This is a genomic window from Corynebacterium ulcerans, assembly GCF_900187135.1.
Classification (GTDB): Bacteria; Actinomycetota; Actinomycetes; order Mycobacteriales; family Mycobacteriaceae; genus Corynebacterium; species Corynebacterium ulcerans.
The window spans coordinates 722394-741917 of sequence record NZ_LT906443.1 but is presented as its reverse complement, the minus strand read 5'-3'; the positions used below and the strand labels follow the sequence as shown (position 1 = coordinate 741917).

Sequence of the window (19524 nt, the reverse complement as noted above, 5' to 3'; positions counted from 1 at the left end):
CATGCATCGACACACGGTTTGATCTACAGGATACGTGTTAGGGGGGAATTACTCCTTACCGATCAGGTTTTTCCTGAAAAACCAGCATGAAAAGAAGAGAAAACGAGCATATGGTTGTAGAGTTTATTGTCGATGAACGCTCAAGATTTCAAGGAGAAGAATTCTGAGGCCGTAGGCGTAAACCACGCTCTCCGCCTTGGTGTCACCGCCGACATGACAGTGCAAGAAGTCGGCTGGGACGAAGATTGCGATAGCTCCATAAGTGAAGCACTAGAAGACATTATCGGCGAGGAGCTTCTCGACGAAGACACGGACGAAGCATGCGACGTTGTCTTGTTGTGGTGGCGCGAAGACGACGGAGACTTGGTCGATGGACTAGTCGACGCTGTTCGACCCCTTGCTGAAAACGGCCGTATTTGGTTGCTCAGTCCGGGGGCCGGTAAATCCGGTGCACTCGATCCGGGTGAGATTTCCGAGTCTGCTCAACTCGCAGGGCTCGTACAAACAAAAGCCGAAAGACTTGGCTCCTGGCAAGGTTCTTGCTTGGTGCAAAGGGGCAATAAGCAGTGACTTTGCATTACTAGTACCACTTCGTGTTAGTATTCTTTCCGATGCCTCAGCAGGTCTGATGTATCGGAAGTATGCGCCTTTAGCTCAGCTGGAAGAGCAGCTGGTTTACACCCAGCAGGTCGGCGGTTCGATCCCGTCAGGGCGCACAAATGCAAGCGGTGGCTCCTTAGAACAAGGAGTCGCCGCTTTGCGTTTCATGACCATCGTTGGGGAGCCACTTGGTAGCTCCACCCCTTTTCGTTTTTAAAAGGGAGAGTGCAATAACGTGCCCGAGCTAGTCCCACAGTCCACGCCGTATCCCAAGAAATCATTGGCACTGGGAGTAATCGCCGGAGTAGCCCTCGACAGGATGCTGGGAGACCCCGGTGGTCGGTGGCATCCCGTGGCGATTTTTGGTCGGTATGCGCAGTATATGGAAAAACGGGTGTATCGCCCTAGTAAGAAAGCCGGTGCTGTTTTTGTCGCTGCCACTGTCTTACCTCCGGTTGTCCTTAGCGCTGTGGCGGCGCGACGCATGCCTAGATTTATGCTTGCTGCTTCTCTTTTTGGCGCGTTGGGTGGAACCACCTTGGAGAAAACCGGAACGCGGATGGTCCGTGCATTAGCCCACGGCGATATAGCCACGGCGCGTGCTCTCGTACCGTGGCTGTGCTCCCGGGACCCCAACAAACTCGATGAACAGGGGATTGCGCGCGCGACAGTGGAATCGCTAGCGGAAAATACATCGGATGCCACCATCGCGCCCTTGGTCTGGTCTGTTTTTGGTGCCCCGGCAGTAGTGGGGCATCGGTGTGTGAACACATTGGATGCGATGGTGGGCTATAAAAACGAGCGCTATAGCGAGTTCGGGTGGGCTGCAGCAAAGCTTGACGACGTCCTCGCGTACGTGCCCGCGCGCGTCACCGCTGTCGTCCATGTGGGTGCCGCAGCAGTCATGGGACGCGGACGCAGCGCCGTGCGTGCTTGGCGTGAAGACGCTCCCCAGCACCCCAGCCCGAACGCTGGGCCGGTAGAAGCCACAGCGGCGGCCGCTATGGGTGTGCAACTCGGAGGGGCTACACAGTACCCTCATGGCGTAGAAATGCGGCCGATGTTGGGGCGTGGTCCGGCCCCTACAACAGAGACGATCACAACTGCCGTCTCGCTGTCTCGGTGGACTCAGACGTTGGTGGCCTTGACTGTGGTGGCTTTGCAGCAAATAGTGTCACGAGCACAGCGAGGCCGTAGCTGAAGAGCGGGTCTAGAAGTTGTCTCGACGGTGATCGCGCTTCCGTGGGGCAGTACTCCGGGTGCTGCCGTACCTACTGCGCATGGTGGCAGCAACGCGATCTGTTTTTGTTTCTGTCTCCTGACGAGAGGCAGTTGCGTTGACGTCTGTGTGTTTTTCGGCAGCAGTGTATTGGGCAGCCTCTTGCATTTGGGCTTCCTCTTCCTTAGCCCGCCGGCGTTCTTTGATCTCGGCCCAGACAAAATAGATCACTGCTAGCGGGGCCATGACACCGAACGCGATCCACTGGAATCCGTAGGAGAGGTGGTTGCCGCGATCGAGCTTAGGGATCGGCATGGCGTGGACTTCACCGGGTTGATCGCTTGCTAGTTGGAGATAGTCGATCCCCAGGGGGGCGTCGATAAGCGTGCTGATTTGTTCCGTGCTAATTCCGTTGACCTGCGTGTAGCCATCTGCGGTGAGCGGTGGTGTAGCGGGGATTCCCTCGTTATGGCGCGCATGCCCCACGATGGTCACTACACCTGAGGGGGCCTTATCTAAGCGAGGCGGTTTTCCGGCTTCGAGGGGAATAAAGCCTCTATTGACCAGGAGCGTTTGCCCGTTCTCGGATTGGAAGGGAACCAACGACTGATAAGCAGGCGAGCCGTCAACAGGACGCATCCGCAGCAAAACTTCTTTATCCGGGAGGTAGCGTCCCGTTAGCGTTGCTCGCATCCACTCGTTATCGCCTTTGATGTTGCCCGCGCTGTCAAAGAGATCAGTGATGGTGGAGGGGTCGGTATCAAAAGCCTGCTCGATATGAGTGTTGCGGGCAACGATGTCATGATCTTTGTTTAGCTGCCAAGGGGAGAGCACAGTGATGGCAAAGTAAGAAAACGCGATTGCTAAAACTGCGGTGATGACCCACCCCGGTTTGAGAAAAATCCGCCACACTGATGCTCGCCTTGTAGACCTAGACACGGTTGATCACCTTTTCTCCTGGAGCTCGTGTTTGATCCACTCTAAGAGTTGTGGCATCGCAGACTCAATCTGCACGCGGGCAATCTCAAAATCGTGAGCATCGCCGTAGTAGGGATCTTCGACGTCATAAGTGTGCGCAGCTGGATCGAAGGTGCGTAGCAACCGGACTTTATCGGGGGCGAAACCATAACGCAGCAGCGCATTGCGGTGGCTGCTGTCGAGTGCAATAAACAAGTCCGCATCCTCGTGTTTTTCGCCAAGTTGTGCCGCTCGGTGGCTGTCGCCATCGTATCCGGCACGACGGAGCTCAGCCAGCGCGCGTTTATCCGCCTTTTGTCCGATATGCCACCCGCCCGTGCCGCATGAGCTTACTGTGACGTATGGTTCTAGTCCTTCGTCTTCTATGACACTACGCAGAATCACATCTCCCATCGGTGAGCGGCAGATATTACCGGTGCAGACAAACACAATGTGGAGAGAAGTGCGGGGATTGTGTTCAGAAGTCGAAGAAGTCACGGACAATTCCTTTCAAATCCGCCATATCAGAAGCATAGAAGCGTGCGCTTTCCCACTCGCTGGGGCTGCCATGGCCCCAGCCGACGAGCGCTGTGGGGATCCCGTATTCTTGGGCCCCCTCAACGTCATGGAAACGATCTCCGATCATGAGGATATCTGAGTTCCCAGTCTCCACGTTCATGGACTGCAGCACATGAGCGATGACGTGTGATTTTGTTTTTCTTCCCTCTGTAGCATCAGCGCCGCCGATGAAATCAAAATGGTGAGCCACCCCCAGTTCCGTCAAGACCTCGCGGGCCAGACTCTCCGACTTACTTGTTGCCGTGCAGATACGAAGACCTTGTGCTTTCCATTCGGGTAGCGCCTCGGCCCAACCGGCAAAAAGTTCGCAATCGCGCCAGCCGCCGCCGTCGTAGTGGCGTCGGAAAGCAGCAAGAGCGGCAGACGTTGTGTCCGGATCCAGATTGAGGGAACGCATAGTCTCATCCATAGGAGGTCCCGGTATGCGATGGAGCCAATCTTCGTCGGGGACAGGATGCCCGATGTGATTCATTGCCTCGATAAAACTGGTTCGGATGCCTGGGTAGGACCGAACGATAGTGCCATCAACGTCAATCAGAAGAGTGCTCATACTTTGTAGTTTCCCACTAAACTCGGATCAGTGTTACACCGTTCTCCCCACGCCTTAGTTACGGCAGCCACCGACAAGGCACTAAGCGCTCCTATCGTCCCACCGTTGTCGCGACTTCACGGCGATATTGATGCTCGAGGAGCGCGATTGGATTTTGCGGTCAACGTTGCAGATCCGACGCCACCGGAGTGGCTTGTGGCAGATCTGGCTGCGGAGCTCTCCCATCTTGCCGAGTACCCTCACGATGAGCAGGATGAGTCTGCGCGACAGTTGATCGCTCAATACCACGGAATTTCACCTGATCACGTGCTTATCCTGTGCGGTGCTTCTGAGGGCTTTGCCATGCTTCCCCAGCTTAAACCCACTAAAGCAACGCTTATTCATCCGAGCTTCAGCGAACCAGACCTTGTGCTTTTCGACGCCGGCGTGGAACTCCAGCGCATCATCGTCCCCGAGCCTTTCACACTGGATGGCACCCTTTCTCTGGAATCCGTCGAGGACAGGGGACCAGACATGGTAGTCATCGGTAACCCCACCAACCCCACGGGAGTGCTCCACAGCGTTGATCAGCTCTGTGGGCTTCGCTCTCCTGGTCGTCACCTCGTTGTAGACGAAGCATTTATGGACATCGTGGGGGAAACTGAATCGATGATAGGGCCCGGCAAAGCTGGGGATCCGCACTCTCATTTTGACGACGTAATAGTTTTAAGAAGCCTTACCAAGACCTGGTCAATCGCAGGTTTGCGAGTGGGGTATCTGGTGGCGAGCCCCGAAGTGATTCACACGCTCACTCATGGAAGAGCTCACTGGCCGGTGGGAAGTCTGGCCTTTCGCGCTATTGAGTCCATCATGACGACGGGAGTCAGCCAGCTGGAGGCCTTGAGAAGCGCTGTAATCCAGCACAGGAAAGACATGGTGGAGCAACTGGAACAGGCTGGTTTTAGCCTAGTAGCCCCGTCAGTGGCCCCTTTTATCCTTGTCCAACCGCCAGCTGAGATGCGTGGGGATGCCGAGCACATGCGTAGGGAGCTATTAAGCCTGGGCATCGCTGTGAGGCGCTGTGACACTTTCCCTGGCCTAGACTCAACCTATTGGCGCTTAGCGGTTAGACCCCGTGAGTACGTTGGTGAGCTGATAGAAAAGCTACAGCAGATTGGAGTAGACCCGAAGTGACTCAGAATACCCAGCCCACAGTCGCAGATGTACGTTCCGTTATGGAGGAAGCTTATCCGCCGTACCTTGCAGAAAAATGGGATGCAGTGGGTCTCATCTGCGGTGATCCTCAGCAAGAGGTGCACAAAATCGTTGTAGCGCTTGATTGCACCCAAGAAGTTGCGGAAGCCGCGGTCAACGCAGAAGCCGACATGCTTATCGTGCATCACCCATTGTTGTTGCGTGGCGTGACCTCCGTGGCTGCGGATACTCCTAAGGGCAAAGTCATACATACCCTGATTCGTGGGGGAGTTGCGCTCTTTGCCGCCCATACCAACGCGGATTCCGCGCGCCCCGGGGTCAACGACAAGCTCGCTGAACTCGTTGGCATCGTGCCGGGCCGTCCCGTACAGCCCAAACCACAAGGAATAGACAAGTGGGGAGTGCAGGTACCCGTGGAGGCCGTGGAATCCGTCAAGCGCTCGCTTTTCGACGCCGGCGCGGGGCAGATCGGCAAATATTCGGAGTGCAGCTTTGACGTCACAGGCACAGGACAATTCCTGCCTGACAAAGACGCCACTCCCCACACAGGAGTTCCTGGGGATCTTCACTCAGGCCCCGAAATAAGAGTCGAATTCGTTGCGCCGCGCGCTGTACGCAACGCGATTATGACGGCGCTGCGCGCCACCCATCCCTATGAAGAACCAGCTTTTGACGTAGTGAGCATGGAAGACACACAGGATCTTTCCCAAGCTTATGGGCTCGGCCGGGTAGGAACGCTGCCAGAACCCATGCCTTTTGCCGATTTTGTCCAACAAGTAGCTAATGCGCTCCCCGAAACAAGCTGGGGCGTGCGTGCCGCAGGAGACCCCGAGGCACTAGTACAGACGATCGCAGTGTCATCTGGCTCAGGGGACTCCTTCCTGGATGCCGTAGCACGGCTAGGCGTTGACGTGTATGTGACGTCTGATCTGCGCCATCACCCAGCCGATGAGTCGCGCCGGGCGGACGGACCATTCCTGGTGGACACAGCGCATTGGGCTAGCGAATATCCATGGACGGAACAGGCCTCGGAGATTCTGGCACGTGCGTTGCCAGACGTAACGGTGGATATTGTGCCTATCAGAACTGATCCGTGGACGCTGTCGGCGCATCCGCAGTCGGTTGGGGAAAAGTCGTTATAAGGTGGGCGTCGAGAAGCTTAAAGCAATGGTCGCGGCCGTTTCTTCCTTTGACCTGAAAGGCTATGATTAAGGGCTTGCTTGCGCTCGTCGCCGACTGGAACGAGCCTGTGATAACTCGACAAAGACTACAGAAACCTGAAGGTAAGGACTCTCATGAAGCTTGATCGCACACTACAACCGCTGCTGCTGGAGTTGTCCACCATCACCCGCGCGGCATCCACGAGTGTGGCGCCAAAGGTCAGCGAGGAACAAGAAGAACTTGATCGGCTGATGAGTGAGCAGTCTCGTAATCGCGAGGCAGCCGCCGCCGCGCAGATGGCCGTCGATGATATGGAACTAGAGATTCGCCGTATCCAGGAAGACGAGCGCAAACTGCGTCGCCGTGAACAAGACGGTAAACGTCAGCTCACCGCAGAGACCGATATTGAGCGGCGGCGTGATATTAAGCACGACATATATTCCGCCAAGTCCCGCATCGCAGATCTTATGAGTGAGCTGCAAGAAGCTCATAATGAGATCCACGCCTTGCGCAATAACCTTGAGGTTAACCAAGCGCGAGTCGTGGACACAGACACCAAAATCGAGGCAGCCCGCAGAGCCCTGGAAGCCCTTCCCGTAGACACCACCGCAGCAACCCAAGAGGAAAGAATCACCCAATTGCGGGATTTGTTGCCAGAGGACATCATCGTGGAGTTTGATTCGCAGCGCGACATCAACGACGTAGGCGTGGCTGCGTTTAACGGACGTAGTTGCGGCGGTTGCTTTATTATCCTTCCGCCAGCGGATGTTTCTATGATTCGCAATACCCCCATGAATATTCTTCCCCAGTGCCCTGACTGCGGCAGCTATCTTGTGAGGCAGGCAAGCTGATGAAGGTCATTATCGAAGCAGACGGAGGTTCTCGCGGAAATCCAGGCGTTGCCGGATCCGGGACCGTGCTTTTCGACGCCACCCACACCACCATTCTGCGTCGCCTGGCCTACATCGTGGGCACTGCGACAAATAATGTTGCGGAATACCACGCGCTCCTGAACGGGTTGACTGCCGCTCGGGAGCTGGGAGCAACAGAAGTGGATGTCCTGATGGACTCCAAACTTGTGGTGGAACAGATGTCGGGACGTTGGAAAATCAAACACCCTGACATGAAAGAGCTTGCCCTCACCTGTAGGGATATCGCCTCGGGGTTTGCTTCGATCACGTACACATGGATTCCGCGTAAGCAGAATGCGCGAGCAGATGAGTTGGCCAATAAAGCCATGGACGCCTTGGCACAAGGAGCACAGCCTGGATTCCTGGATCTAGGCGGCGATTCCCACCCCGAGCCGGCAACGAAGAAAGACGATTGCGCTGGAGACCAACACGCTACTGCGCCAAAAACATGGAACGGTGCGACCACAGATGCCACCCGATTCCTTCTGTTGCGCCACGGGCAAACACCGATGTCTGCGGCACGGCAATACAGCGGGCTTAGTGACCCGAGTCTGTCCGAGCTAGGGCGCTATCAAGCAGAGCGCGCCGCGCAATACCTCACCTCCCGTGGGGGAATTGACGTGATTGTGTCATCCCCGCTCAAACGCTGCCAAGAAACGGCGTCGGCAGCTGCACAAGCCCTCGGGATGAGCGATATCCGGACTCTGGATGATCTGAGAGAAATGGACTTTGGGCAATGGGACGGCCTGACCTTCAGCCAAGCCCATGAATCAGACCCAGAGCTACATCAGCAATGGCTTGCAGACCCCAAGGTTGCTCCCCCTGGAGGAGAATCACTTGTGCAGGCTCATCGGCGGATAAAACGAGTGAGGGAAGAACTGCAGCGTGAGTACGGGGAGGCCACCATCCTCGTGGTGAGCCATGTGACTCCCATCAAATCCATCCTGCGTCAGGCGCTTGATGCCTCCGCCGGAATGTTCCATCGGATGCACCTTGACTTAGCGTCTTTATCCATTGCGGAGTTTTACTCGGATGGTCCCACGTGCGTTCGACTGGTCAATGACACGTCGTATCTGCGCTAGGCCTCGTGAGAACCGCGCGCTCTATTCCTGCAGAATTAGCAGCTTGTGGCACATAGTAGTAGAGTCACAACAGCGAATGAGCCGACTGGGCGATCGCGACTACAGGTACCGCCGTTTTCACAGCGTGCGGCCTGTGGTCGAGGAAAGTCCGGACTCCACAGAGCACGGTGATTGTTAACAACAACCCAGGGTGACCTGCGGGCAAGTGCAACAGAAAGTAGACCGCCCAGATTCTTCTGGGTAAGGGTGAAACGGTGCGGTAAGAGCGCACCAGCAGGCTAGGTGACTAGTCTGGCTGGGTAAACCCCACTGGGAGCAAGGCATTAGGGCGTACCTTCGGGTATGTCTGCACGGATGTTTGAGGGCTGCTCGCCTGAGTCCGTGGGTAGCTGCTTGAGGCGGCCAGCGATGGTACGTCCAGATGGATGATCGCCGCCCCTTTGCTTGAAAAGGGGTACAGAATCCGGCTTATAGGTTGGCTCATTCGCCTTATTCTTTTTGCGCACAAAAGTCTGTTGAAGAATTCGACAGGCGGAGTTGCCCAGAATATGCCATGATCGGAAAGCATGAAGCTCTATGCCGCCTTCCTTGATTTTGGTGCGATCGCAGATGAATACGGTGTGACCACGCGATTTCCTCAAGATGTAGAAAACCAGGCGCGCCAGCTTGTCGACGCCCTCCCGGACCGCCGAATAGATCGGCGCGATATTGAGCTAGTAACGATCGACCCAGCTGGCTCACAAGACCTCGATCAAGCGGTATGCATTGAGAAAACGCCTGAGGGGTTTCGTATCTTTTATGCAATCGCCGATGTTGCCGCTTTCTTGAACTATGGCGGGGGCGACCTGGTGGCGCAGGAGTCTTTACGTAGAGGACAAACAATCTATCTCCCGGACGAGCCAGCACGGCTGCACCCGGCCGCGCTTTCTGAGGGCGCAGCGAGCCTCTTACCGACCGTGGATCGACCGGCCGTGTTGTGGACCATTGATATTGATCCCGCAGGGGAAGTGATCGATTTTAGGCTTGATAGGGCATTAGTGCGTAGCCGTGCTCGGTTTGATTATGAGCGTGTCCAACAGGATCACACAGATGGCTCGCTGCATCCCTCACTTCTTTACTTATTTGAAGTCGGGCGTGTACGTCGGCACAGCAAGCTGCGGTCAACTGCAGTAAATCTGCGTATGCCCAGCCAAAGCGTAGAAAAAGAACCGGACGGAGAGATCCACCTGGTGATCGAACCTCGTTATGAATCTATGGATGCCAACTCTGAGATTTCCCTGCTTGCCGGAATGTGTGCCGGAAACCTGATGGCTAAGCACGGAGTGGGCGTTCTGCGTACCCTTGCCCCCGCTAGCAAAAGCGCGTTGGAAGCCTTCGCCCAAGAAGCCATAGCGTTGGGCTTTCCAGCAGACGTAGATCTTGACAGCATTTCTTTGGAAGAACCACGGTCGATGGTGTTGATGCGAGCAGCGCAGAAGCTACTGAGGGGCGCCGAGTACCGAGTCTTAGGAGAAGAAACAGCAGAAGTCCATGCAGGGGTGGGAGGCTATTATGCGCATGTCACCGCACCATTGCGGCGCCTCATAGACCGTTACGCCACAGAAATATGTCTGTCTTTGTTTCACCAGCAGCCGATTCCCTCGTGGGTGAGCGACACTCTTTCCGAGGCCGTAGCTGCGATGAAACACAGTAGTACAACAGCGAGCGCAGTGGATAAGGCGTGCCTTGACCTCACAGAAGCCACAGTGCTCGCCCCGTGGGTCGGACACAATTTCACAGCTGTGGTCCTGAGTAATAATGCGGCCAACACGAGTTCTAGGATCTTTGTAGAAGATCCGCCCGTTATCGCGGAGTGCTTGGGGCTACCGGCCGTCGGAGAACAAACTATTGTGACATTGGTCAGCACAGATGTGGAGAAACGTGAGATACGCTTCGCCTGGCCTGCGGATTAAGAAGTGCTAAGAGCTGGGGCGGCCACGTGGCCGTCGAGAAGCTCTACAACGGTAAGCCCGTCTGCCGAGGCATCAGCAGCAAAGTTTTCTACGCGAGAACGCTCCACCAGCACAACAACTGCGTCTGATAAACCGGCTGCGGCACTGCGGGCGCTGAGCGCACCTCGGACCAGACATAGTTGAGCTAGCGCAGAGTCTGCACCCGTGACGCCATAGAGTTTTTCTGTATTCGCTTGTGAATTACACAGCAGGGGAAACATGTCGGCATGCCTGCGTGAACGAACGGCCTGCGTTAGTTCTAAAGCTGCCGAGGTTTCTGTGGTCAAAAAATCTAGCCACTGGGTTGCTTCCTCGATAGGAGGGATATCGTCCGGTCCTTTGATCTCATGCACAGCGCGCAACCAATCGATGACCCTGCTTTCCGCATCTGGGAGCATTCTCAAGCTTTCCGCAGCAAAGGCTTTAGTGGCCTCCGCGATAAACTTTTCTCGGCGCAACACTTCCTGTGCCCGATCTGAATGCGTGGGAGGAGCAACAACCAATGCAACAGTGCGGGTGGGGTCGCCGATCGGATGCGCAGCCTGAGTGATCGAACCATCGGCATAGTCGATAATGTTGAGTTGGCCAGTGGCTCCTCGCAAAGCAGTAGTGAAACGTGCACGTAACACCGGACGGTCACCCATAGCTATAGCCGCTTGGAAACAAACCTCGGCAAACTTTGCCCGCACAGGGGCAGAGTCAATCTCCTCATAATCGCCAGCTAAAGACAACGCGGTAGCGACCAGCATTGCCTCGTTTTCGCCTAAACCGGCATGTGGTGGAATCTGATTGATAACCGTGATGTCGAATCCGCGCGAATCTCGGCTAAGCATTTGGCGATGAACCATGGTGTAGATCAAAACAGCGAGCCGTGAGGCCTCTGTGTTCTCCGGTGCGCTCGGGACAGCTTGCGCAGATCCGTCTGAGGAAGTAAGAGAAGACTGCCAGAGTGTGACATCTTCAAGCGAGGCTGTGGTTGGGGGCAGTTCTGATAACTCTCCGGTCTGCGTGAACTGGTAAAAGTTCACGCTTACCCGATCATCCCCCCGTGGGGAAATAGCAACGGCAGTGCGCAGATCCGACAAACTTGTTAAAACCACGCCGCCTGCATGATCAGTGTGGTCTCCTATCAGCGACCACGTTGCCGGTGCTGACGCGGCAGAAATGAGATCAGATTCGCATCCGATACGACGAGAATGCAGTTGTAGTGCATGATCGACAACGTTGACCTCGGGGTGGGGCCACACTGGCATACGGAGCTCCTCTACATAAAAACGATCGACGGCGCGGTGATTCTCGGCGCTTCATTCACTTTAGTGGTTTTGCAAAGACTAGGAGGCTACTCCTGTGGCATCCCGCAAGAACATGACAAATTGTGCATCATAGACATCGCCACCGAGATAGTGGCATCCTTGGAATGTGAGCTTTGCTCTAGGAAGTGTGGTTCACAAGCCTGATACAAGGAGTTTTAGCATGCACCATGAAGATGAAAAGTGGTTCTACAACCAAGCCACTGGAAAAGTGGAACAAGGGAAAACCTCAAGTTTTGAGCACCGGATGGGGCCTTATGATACGAGGGAAGAAGCAGAACACGCCCTTGACAAAGTAAAAGAGCGCAATGAGGCAGCGGACGCTGCTGATGAGGAGTGGGAAGACTAATCCTTATGTGCTTAGCGGCAAAGAGGCGGTCTATATAGGCCGCCTCTTTGCCGCTATAGAGATCAACGATTAATCACGTTTTCGTGACTTCTTCGCTGCCTTCTTCTGGAACTTTTCTACGCTTTTAGAGAACTTTCGGTATGCCTTAGTCACCTTGGAGAAAGCCTTGGGATAGTTGCCGAGAGCACTCATACTGTTCTGATGCTCTTGTTGGTACAAGACTCCGTACCCAAAAGTAGAGAGCCCCTTACGTTCTGCGCGGAGTGCCTTTTCATATAAACGATCGCGCGAAGTGACGGCATCTTGGAAATCGCCCAGTACTGTCTGGAGATGCTTACACGCGGCATACAATTTATCGGTGTTTAAAGACGTGGAATCGCCGATAGCTTCAGCTGAGTAACGGAGCTTCTTTGCCGCTTTGCGGGCATCGTGAAAATGTGCTTCTCGACGTTCCAGTGGGATCGTTACATCCTGATGCTCTCGGCGTGCTTTCTGGTCTTGCTCGTGTAAGCGCTGCATAGTTTTTTCTAGATGATGGAAGAGCACGGCCTCAGAATGCGTCTCGTGCGGTACCCCGTGATCAGGCCCCTTAGCTCCGCTCTTAGTTCCGCTGAGAATCGGGGGTTCGGCTAAGAGCACATCGAGTGAGTCTAAAAGAGCAAGATAACGTTGGCTGTTTAGCGTAGACACAACTCTGCGGTGTGCCAGGGAATAATCGCGTTGGATATCTTTAAGCAAGAACTCCGATGTTGCAGGGTCCAAGATGCCGTCACTGTTGTGGTTGAGAAGGTTCTCAAACCTAGCTGCTATCACCTCTGCATCCCTGGCTGTGCCAAGGATGCGTGCAAAGAGCTTGAGGTCTTTTTCAATCTGTTTATAGCGTTCTCCACCAAGAAGTCCATCAAATGTCTGCATATGGCTGCGTAGCTCACGAGTGGCTACACGCATTTGATGAATCGAATCGGATGCGTCTTGCCTGACTAACGGGTCCAGAGCTACAAGTTTGTCGCGATTGCGTTTTAACGCAGCTATTAGTGCGTATTCAGGAGACTGCGGATCGAGCTGTGCTACCTGTGGGGGCAGTGGAACGTTATTGACAGAGTTCCCCAAGGCCTGCGCAATCTTGGAAGAAGACTGCGCCGTGTGAGCTCCTTGTTTAATCAACACTGCTTCGGCAGACTCGATAATCTCTGTCCCGAGACCTTGATCTTGGCTATAAGCGGTTATTTCTATTTCCCATTCTCTCCACTGGGACTCGGTCCCACCAGGTAGGTATGACCAGGCGCGGACATGATCATCGCAAAATTCTGCGAGGCATTCTCCCTCGTCGTTTACTAGCAGGGATTCGTGACGGTCATTATCAACTCTGGCGATGGGGGATAGAGGCTGGTTACGAATAATTGAACGGACAAAAGAGAGTAGCTCTTCAGGTACCTTCGGAGCTTCCACGGAGTCGTCTCCGAGCGGCGCATGAGTTTCTATGCGTCCCTCGGGGGTGGAGATTTTGAGATGCCACCCAGAGTCTTTGCCGCCTGTTCTGCGTCTTAAGGCTATTTTTGCGCGAGACAGTCTGAGGTCTGGAGTATCAAAATACAACGCAGACAACGAGTGAACTGTTGATTCAGCAACCTTAGACACACGAGCGATCTCTAAGAGATGCGGGGCGGGTTGGTCATCTGCGACTGAAAATTTTCTTTCTACCTCAAGCTGTTGCGTTATTCCCATGCTTTGAGTTCTACCAGTTCTTGTACGAGAGCGTCAGTATATTTTTGAGGCAAAGTGCATCAGGATGTGGCCTAGCGTGAAGAGATCACATGTCCTGCAAACCAGTTGTACATGTGAGGCAGTCGCACCACATGAGTGCGTCGGCAAGACACACAATCTTTGCTGCCGAATTTCCGTCTGTGGTGCCGATCGAATCGCGCGCGATGGGCTTATACGGATGAGCTAACGAGTAAAAGTCTTCTAAGGCTTTAAGACAAGCCGGGTTATGGCTAAGCCAATTCCATATGGATAGCCGACACCGTAATTGGTCAAAGGCTAAGGGGAGAGAAATTCTCTGATGGATTCCTAGAGCAAAGGCAGTATGAAAGCTTCTTGCGTAGGTCTGACTGGTGGTTGGAGACTCAAAACGGCTTAACAACTGGCGGCTTTTATCGCAGAGCGTAGTGAATGCGTGCATCGTGCGAAAAATATTAGAGGCTGTTCCGAAGACGGACACTATTCCTTGCGGGTGTATCAGAGTGCAGCAGCAGCCATAGCTGAGCGTAAGTACTTGCAATAACGTAAAACTGTTGGACATCTGCGGGCGAGAAAGCTGAATTCGATGTATCGCAGGTACTTCTTCTTGGTTGGGTTGTTGGTGTGAGTTAGATGTGTGGAGGAACAAGATGGGTATGGGCCCTTCTTTGCTTGGACATTCGTAGAGTTGGTTACTGGCACAATGAAGTAGAGATAAATCTGCTGTACAGGGAAGAGCTGCCAAAGTATTACGGATGTTGTGCAGTATTTGCGGAATATTTTCAGCCGGTGCGAGGTCAGTTGGCGGGCTATACCTTAGCCACATCTTGTAGATTACGGATGGCGCGGACACAGCAATGTTGCGTAATCCGGTTCGGCATTGAGGGATATAAGGAAGTAGTTTCTTGAAACTTGGACAGATGAGTTCTAGGTCTTTTGGGGTATAGCCTTTTACAGCTGCGTCTGTCATTAGTGTGGCGACGTCTTGGGCTACAACAAAATTTTCCTGTGACATGCTAAACCCCATTTCCGTATCGAACGTATTGGCGATTTATATTGGAGCATGAGGCTGTGACACTCTTACCCCTGTTGCCTACCCCAAGGTATTAATGCTGGCGTGGCTCAAACGTGTGGGGGAGAACGTTCCCCCGATGTTGAAGGTAGAAAGTATCGTGAGAGCTATGAACTCACAGCAGGAATTTGTACTCCGCACAATTGAAGAAAGAGATATTAAATTTGTGCGCCTTTGGTTTACGGATATCTTGGGGTACCTGAAATCAGTCGCCGTGGCACCTGCAGAACTCGAAGGTGCTTTTGAAGAAGGCATTGGTTTTGATGGTTCTGCCATCGAAGGATTTTCTCGAGTGTCGGAAGCAGACACAATTGCTATGCCAGATCCTTCTACCTTTCAGCTATTACCTTTTGACGGCAACGACACTGACTCGTGTACGGCCCGGATGTTCTGCGATATTTTAAATCCGGATGGAAAACCTTCTTATTCGGATCCTCGGCAGGTGTTAAGAAAGCAGCTTCAGCGCGCATCTGATGAAGGTTTCACTTGTATGGTGTCACCTGAAATTGAGTTTTATCTGGTTCAAAGTCTTCGGACGGACGGACTTCCGCCTATTCCCACAGACAACGGCAGTTATTTTGATCAAGCTAGCCAAAATGACGCACCATTATTTAGGCGTCAGGCCATGCTGGCTTTGGAATCTATGGGGATACCCGTGGAATTTTCACACCATGAGACTGGACCGGGACAGCAAGAAATAGACCTACGCCATGCTGACGCCTTAACTATGGCAGATTCCATTATGACCTTCAGGTACGTGATGAAGCGGGTTGCGATACAAAACAACATCGGTGCAACCTTTATGCCTAAGCCTTTTAGAGATCATGCGGGATCAGCAATGCATACTCATATGTCGCTTTTTGAAGGCGATATCAATGCTTTCCATGATCCAGATGATGAATATGGCTTATCTCGTACCGCTAAGCAATTTATTGCGGGTATCTTGCGCCACGCTAATGAGATTTCTGCCATTACAAATCAATGGACTAACTCCTATAAGCGAATCCTCTTTGGTAATGAGGCGCCTACTGCAGCAACGTGGGGGGCTTCTAACCGGTCGGCACTGGTAAGGGTTCCTACGTATCGCTTGGCCAAAGCGGATTCGCGCAGGGTAGAAGTGCGTTCCCCGGACTCCGCATGCAACCCATATTTAGCATTGGCAGTCTTGATTGGGGCAGGGCTGAAGGGCATCACAGAAGGTTACGAGATACCCGACGCAGCGGAAGAAGATATTGCACGTTTGACGCGTCGGGAGCGGTTAGCCATGGGGTATGCGGACCTGCCAACAAGCCTGGATCAAGCTTTGAGGGAGATGGAGCATTCAGAACTGGTGGCGGATGTATTGGGTGAACATGTTTTTGAGTATTTCTTGCGTAATAAGTGGCGCGAATGGCACGACTACCAGCAACAGATTACGGCATGGGAACTTCGGACCAATCTAGAAAACTAATCACCGGTGGGGTTTCTCCGTGTCTTTTAAGACATAGCTACGAAAAAGCGATTGGGATGTACACCAAGGAAGAAGAATTAAGGTAATGACTACTCCTGCTGCGCGGAATGTGGTGCCGTCGCTTAGCTCTTTGGGACTTAATGGTAGAAATGCCAAAGCTGATCTTGAATCCTTAGGCTGGTTGCAGCCCGATTCTGTGGATTTGTTGTGGTCATTGGCCGGTTCGGCAGACCCCGACTTAGCTCTCAATACATTAATGCGTATAGCAGATTCGATGGAAGAGTCTGCACGAGCCGATTTTCTGCTTGAGCTGCGTCAGAATTTGGTTTTTAGAGTTCGGCTTTTTTCCTTACTCGGAGCGTCTTCGACTCTTGGTGATCATCTTGCGGCATGTGAAGATCAATGGCGTGCATTGCAGTGGGGTTTTCCCACGCGTCAAGAGATGATGCATGGGATGTTGTCTGCTGTTGCTGCACAGCCAGCGGTATTCAGTCCGGAATCAAAAGAATCTAGGAGCGCCAGTGAGAATCCTGATCGTGAGTTTTCCTTTGACATAGATCTTTCAGAACCTGATCCTGCGGAAGAATCGCTGGAAACGCCCGGTACCTACGTTGCAGGATTCGCCGGGGCAGAAGCAGAGAAAGTACTGAAAAAGACCTACCGAACTTACCTCCTTAGAATCGCTGCGAGCGATCTAGCGGGGAGCTACCCCAAAGATTCTCGACGCCTAGGTCAACCTGAAGTACCGTTTACTGTTGTCACACAGGCGCTGGCGGACTTAGCGGATGCTGGACTTACCGCAGCCCTTGCAGTGGCAGCCCGCAACGTCTATGGAGAACAACCGCTAGATACTCGTCTTGCCGTGGTAGCGATGGGAAAGTGTGGTGCTCAAGAACTTAATTACATCTCGGATGTTGATGTTATCTTTACTGCGGAACCGGTAACACCGCGTGCGCAACGGCTAGCAGGAGAATTTATTCGGATTGGGTGTTCTGCCTTTTTTGAAGTAGATGCTGCGCTGCGACCTGAAGGAAAACACGGGGCACTGGTCCGAACCCTTGATTCGCACGTTGCGTATTACAAGCGTTGGGCGCATACATGGGAGTTCCAAGCACTCCTCAAACATCGCCCGATGACTGGTTATCTTCCTTTGGCTACTCGCTATAGCCGTATGTTGTCTCCGATGGTGTGGGCTGCTAGCCAACGGGAATCTTTTGTTACTGACGTACAAAGTATGCGTCGACGGGTGCTAGAGAATGTTCCAGAAAAGCTCAAAAATCGGGAGCTAAAGCTCGGGCCAGGTGGCCTGAGAGACGTGGAATTCGCAGTCCAATTACTGCAACTTGTGCATGGCAGATCAGACGAGTCTCTGCGGGTTTTATCTACCATTCAAGCTTTAGAAGCCCTCATTGAAGGCGGATATGTTGGGCGCGATGATGGTGCGGAACTCATTGAGTCGTATGAATTTTTGCGGTTGTTGGAACACCGATTGCAGTTGCAAAAACTCAAAAGAACGCACACTATGCCAGACCCTAATAAAGAGAAGGTTTTGCGCTGGCTAGCGCGTTCCTCAGGGTTTAGAAGTACGCATGATGCGGGCGAGACTCAGCTTATGATGCAGCAGTTAAAGAGAGTTCGTCTGCAAATTTCTAGCTTGCATCGGAAATTATTTTATCGTCCTCTTCTTAACTCTGTGGTCAACATTTCCGTTGGCGCGCTTAAGCTAACGCCGCAGGCCGCGAAGCTGCAGCTGGCGGCTTTAGGGTACAAGTTCCCGGATAGAGCATTTGACCATTTGCATGCCCTTGCTGCGAAAGCGGGAAGAAAAGCAAAGATTCAAGCGATGCTGCTACCTACGCATATGGAATGGTTGGCACAGACTGCCGATCCTGATGCCGGACTTCTGAATTATCGGAAGCTCTCGGACGCTGCTAATGACCGCTCCTGGTTTTTGCGAATGCTGCGTGACGAGGGAATCGTGGGACAGCGATTGATGAAGATTCTCGGTAACTCTCCGTATACGGCTGATCTCATCATTTCTGCTCCGGACTTGGTCAAACAGTTAGCCGATGGGGCAAGTGGGCCAAAATTATTGGATACAACCGCCGAACGATTAGCGCGATCTTTGGTGGCAGCATCAGTACGACAGGAAAGCCCGGAGAAGGCAATCGCAGTGGCTCGTTCACTCCGGCGCGCAGAGCTTGCACGAATTGCTAGCGCTGATCTGCTCGGAATGATGGAGGTAAAAGAAGTCTGTCACAGCTTATCGTCAGTATGGGACGCTGTTTTAGAAGCTGCGTTGCGTGCTGAGATAGCAGCCAGTATGGCTGAGTCGGAGAGCGCGATACCGCCGGCCAAGATTGCCGTTATCGGTATGGGGCGTCTTGGAGGGGCAGAACTGGGGTATGGCTCAGATGCCGATGTGTTGTTTGTTTGCGACCCAGTCGACGGTCAGGACGAAAATGAAGCCGTGCGATGGGCGATTACGATATGTGATCGGATGCGTGCAAGGCTGGCTAAACCCAGTGGGGATCCACCACTGGAAGTAGACCTAGGGTTGCGTCCTGAGGGGCGTTCCGGGGCTGTTGTTCGCACTTTAGATTCTTATGCTCGGTACTACGAGCAGTGGGGGGAGGTCTGGGAGATACAGGCTTTATTGCGTGCCGAGTGGGTTGCAGGCGATGAAGAGCTTGGAAAGCGATTCCTCCATATGATCGAGAGTATTCGGTATCCACAGGTAGGGGCCTCCGACAAGGTGATAAGAGAGGTCCGTCGGATGAAAGCGCGGGTGGATGAAGAGCGCCTGCCTCGGGGGGCGGACCGAAACACACACACCAAATTGGGTCGTGGTGCGCTCACGGATATCGAATGGACAGTCCAGTTGTTGACGCTTATGCATGCGCATCAACACGACGATCTTCACACTCCTTCAACGTTGCGTGCTTTAGATGCGCTGGAGAGGCATGCGATTATCTCGCCTCAGAAGGTAGAGATATTGCGTGCTGCGTGGTTAGCAGCAACACGGGCGCGGAATGCGATTGTGCTTGTGCGCGGTAAGCGCGTTGATCAATTGCCTCAGCCTGGTCCACAATTGGCGGCAATCGCGGGCGCTGCGGGATGGGATCCTAGCGATAACCAGGAGTTTCTTGATCACTACCTCAAGGTAACTCGTCGAGCTCGAGCTGTAGTTGACGAGGTTTTTTGGGGAGAAATAAGCCCGGGTTATAGCTAGCGTGTCGGCTCACGCGTGCTTATGGGGCAGAGTGGTTGGCTACGAGGGGGAGTGGAGAATCAACCAGACGGTTGATGTAAGGCGACCCTTTCCTAAATAGTCTGGTTTTTCTAGTTATCAAAAAGAC

16 protein-coding genes, 1 tRNA gene and 1 other RNA gene are annotated in these 19524 nt (G+C 53.4%); 12 read left to right on the top strand and 6 right to left on the bottom strand.

Going from position 1 to position 19524, the window contains the following annotated elements; genetic code table 11:
* Positions 1–132 precede the first annotated feature (132 nt).
* The 3 genes from CKV68_RS03305 (at position 133) to cbiB (ending at position 1801) form a co-directional block, all read left to right on the top strand.
* Positions 133–570, top strand: coding sequence for a DUF3052 domain-containing protein (locus tag CKV68_RS03305; protein WP_014836645.1), 438 nt, complete (start codon positions 133–135; stop codon positions 568–570).
* Positions 571–643: 73 nt separating this feature from the next.
* Positions 644–716, top strand: a tRNA-Val gene (locus CKV68_RS03300).
* A gap of 119 nt (positions 717–835) precedes the next feature.
* The gene (gene cbiB, locus CKV68_RS03295; protein WP_095075590.1) at positions 836–1801 is read left to right on the top strand and encodes an adenosylcobinamide-phosphate synthase CbiB; all 966 of its coding nucleotides are present in this window, start codon (positions 836–838) and stop codon (positions 1799–1801) included.
* A gap of 9 nt (positions 1802–1810) precedes the next feature.
* On the opposite strand, the gene CKV68_RS03290 is transcribed toward cbiB, so the two are convergent.
* From CKV68_RS03290 to CKV68_RS03280, 3 genes are read right to left on the bottom strand one after another with little or no spacing between them, the layout of a single operon-like run.
* The gene (locus CKV68_RS03290; RefSeq protein ID WP_095075589.1) at positions 1811–2758 is read right to left on the bottom strand and encodes an SURF1 family cytochrome oxidase biogenesis protein; all 948 of its coding nucleotides are present in this window, start codon (positions 2756–2758) and stop codon (positions 1811–1813) included.
* A gap of 6 nt (positions 2759–2764) precedes the next feature.
* A complete protein-coding gene (locus CKV68_RS03285; RefSeq protein ID WP_171483462.1) occupies positions 2765–3274 on the bottom strand; it encodes a low molecular weight protein-tyrosine-phosphatase in 510 nt (169 codons plus the stop codon).
* Positions 3255–3905, bottom strand: coding sequence for an HAD-IA family hydrolase (locus CKV68_RS03280; RefSeq protein WP_029975647.1), 651 nt, complete (start codon positions 3903–3905; stop codon positions 3255–3257). Before CKV68_RS03280 ends, CKV68_RS03285 begins: the two co-directional genes overlap by 20 nt.
* A gap of 30 nt (positions 3906–3935) precedes the next feature.
* On the opposite strand from CKV68_RS03280, the gene cobC reads away from it, so the two are divergent.
* The 6 genes from cobC (at position 3936) to CKV68_RS03250 (ending at position 10205) form a co-directional block, all read left to right on the top strand.
* On the top strand, positions 3936–5078 hold the full coding sequence (gene cobC / locus CKV68_RS03275) for an Rv2231c family pyridoxal phosphate-dependent protein CobC (RefSeq protein WP_029975646.1): 1143 nt from the start codon (positions 3936–3938) through the stop codon (positions 5076–5078).
* Positions 5075–6241, top strand: a complete 1167-nt coding sequence (locus CKV68_RS03270) for a Nif3-like dinuclear metal center hexameric protein (RefSeq protein ID WP_095075588.1) — start codon at positions 5075–5077, stop codon at positions 6239–6241. The genes cobC and CKV68_RS03270 overlap by 4 nt, the downstream gene beginning before the upstream one ends.
* A gap of 153 nt (positions 6242–6394) precedes the next feature.
* Positions 6395–7111 carry a zinc ribbon domain-containing protein gene (locus CKV68_RS03265; protein WP_013911945.1) on the top strand — a complete coding sequence of 239 codons (717 nt, stop codon included), beginning with the start codon at positions 6395–6397 and terminating at the stop codon, positions 7109–7111.
* Complete coding sequence (locus tag CKV68_RS03260) at positions 7111–8253, top strand: bifunctional RNase H/acid phosphatase (protein ID WP_095075587.1); 1143 nt, start codon at positions 7111–7113, stop codon at positions 8251–8253. The genes CKV68_RS03265 and CKV68_RS03260 overlap by 1 nt, the downstream gene beginning before the upstream one ends.
* A gap of 77 nt (positions 8254–8330) precedes the next feature.
* An RNA gene (rnpB, locus tag CKV68_RS03255) (RNase P RNA component class A) lies at positions 8331–8740 on the top strand.
* A 79-nt stretch (positions 8741–8819) separates the two neighbouring features.
* A complete protein-coding gene (locus tag CKV68_RS03250) occupies positions 8820–10205 on the top strand; it encodes an RNB domain-containing ribonuclease (protein ID WP_013911942.1) in 1386 nt (461 codons plus the stop codon).
* Here CKV68_RS03250 and CKV68_RS03245 read toward each other — a convergent pair.
* Positions 10202–11497, bottom strand: a complete 1296-nt coding sequence (locus tag CKV68_RS03245; RefSeq protein WP_014526054.1) for a galactokinase family protein — start codon at positions 11495–11497, stop codon at positions 10202–10204. The two genes, CKV68_RS03250 and CKV68_RS03245, sit on opposite strands and share 4 nt — an antisense overlap.
* 220 nt (positions 11498–11717) lie before the next feature.
* On the opposite strand from CKV68_RS03245, the gene CKV68_RS03240 reads away from it, so the two are divergent.
* A complete protein-coding gene (locus CKV68_RS03240) occupies positions 11718–11903 on the top strand; it encodes an SPOR domain-containing protein (protein ID WP_013911940.1) in 186 nt (61 codons plus the stop codon).
* A gap of 69 nt (positions 11904–11972) precedes the next feature.
* On the opposite strand, the gene CKV68_RS03235 is transcribed toward CKV68_RS03240, so the two are convergent.
* Both CKV68_RS03235 and CKV68_RS11330 read right to left on the bottom strand, forming a co-directional pair.
* Positions 11973–13628 carry a CYTH and CHAD domain-containing protein gene (locus tag CKV68_RS03235; RefSeq protein WP_095075586.1) on the bottom strand — a complete coding sequence of 552 codons (1656 nt, stop codon included), beginning with the start codon at positions 13626–13628 and terminating at the stop codon, positions 11973–11975.
* A gap of 85 nt (positions 13629–13713) precedes the next feature.
* Positions 13714–14085, bottom strand: a complete 372-nt coding sequence (locus CKV68_RS11330) for a hypothetical protein (protein WP_230847246.1) — start codon at positions 14083–14085, stop codon at positions 13714–13716.
* 739 nt (positions 14086–14824) lie between these two features.
* Between CKV68_RS11330 and CKV68_RS03225 the strand changes: the two genes are divergently transcribed.
* Together CKV68_RS03225 and CKV68_RS03220 are read left to right on the top strand one after the other, a co-directional pair.
* Positions 14825–16165 carry a glutamine synthetase family protein gene (locus CKV68_RS03225; protein WP_013911937.1) on the top strand — a complete coding sequence of 447 codons (1341 nt, stop codon included), beginning with the start codon at positions 14825–14827 and terminating at the stop codon, positions 16163–16165.
* Positions 16166–16250: 85 nt separating this feature from the next.
* Positions 16251–19397, top strand: coding sequence for a bifunctional [glutamine synthetase] adenylyltransferase/[glutamine synthetase]-adenylyl-L-tyrosine phosphorylase (locus CKV68_RS03220; RefSeq protein ID WP_095075584.1), 3147 nt, complete (start codon positions 16251–16253; stop codon positions 19395–19397).
* The last annotated feature ends 127 nt before the right edge of the window (positions 19398–19524 follow it).

Excerpts from the sequence above, each read along its gene's own strand:
- CKV68_RS03220 (WP_095075584.1), top strand. The coding sequence starts at position 16,251 with ATGACTACTCCTGCTGCGCGGAATGTGGTGCCGTCGCTTAGCTCTTTG.
- CKV68_RS03265 (WP_013911945.1), top strand. The coding sequence starts at position 6,395 with ATGAAGCTTGATCGCACACTACAACCGCTGCTGCTGGAGTTGTCCACC.
- CKV68_RS03305 (WP_014836645.1), top strand. The coding sequence starts at position 133 with ATGAACGCTCAAGATTTCAAGGAGAAGAATTCTGAGGCCGTAGGCGTA.
- CKV68_RS03280 (WP_029975647.1), bottom strand. The coding sequence starts at position 3,905 with ATGAGCACTCTTCTGATTGACGTTGATGGCACTATCGTTCGGTCCTAC.
- CKV68_RS03235 (WP_095075586.1), bottom strand. The coding sequence starts at position 13,628 with ATGGGAATAACGCAACAGCTTGAGGTAGAAAGAAAATTTTCAGTCGCA.
- CKV68_RS11330 (WP_230847246.1), bottom strand. The coding sequence starts at position 14,085 with ATGCACGCATTCACTACGCTCTGCGATAAAAGCCGCCAGTTGTTAAGC.
- CKV68_RS03260 (WP_095075587.1), top strand. The coding sequence starts at position 7,111 with ATGAAGGTCATTATCGAAGCAGACGGAGGTTCTCGCGGAAATCCAGGC.
- CKV68_RS03245 (WP_014526054.1), bottom strand. The coding sequence starts at position 11,497 with ATGCCAGTGTGGCCCCACCCCGAGGTCAACGTTGTCGATCATGCACTA.
- CKV68_RS03250 (WP_013911942.1), top strand. The coding sequence starts at position 8,820 with ATGAAGCTCTATGCCGCCTTCCTTGATTTTGGTGCGATCGCAGATGAA.
- CKV68_RS03240 (WP_013911940.1), top strand. The coding sequence starts at position 11,718 with ATGCACCATGAAGATGAAAAGTGGTTCTACAACCAAGCCACTGGAAAA.
- CKV68_RS03225 (WP_013911937.1), top strand. The coding sequence starts at position 14,825 with ATGAACTCACAGCAGGAATTTGTACTCCGCACAATTGAAGAAAGAGAT.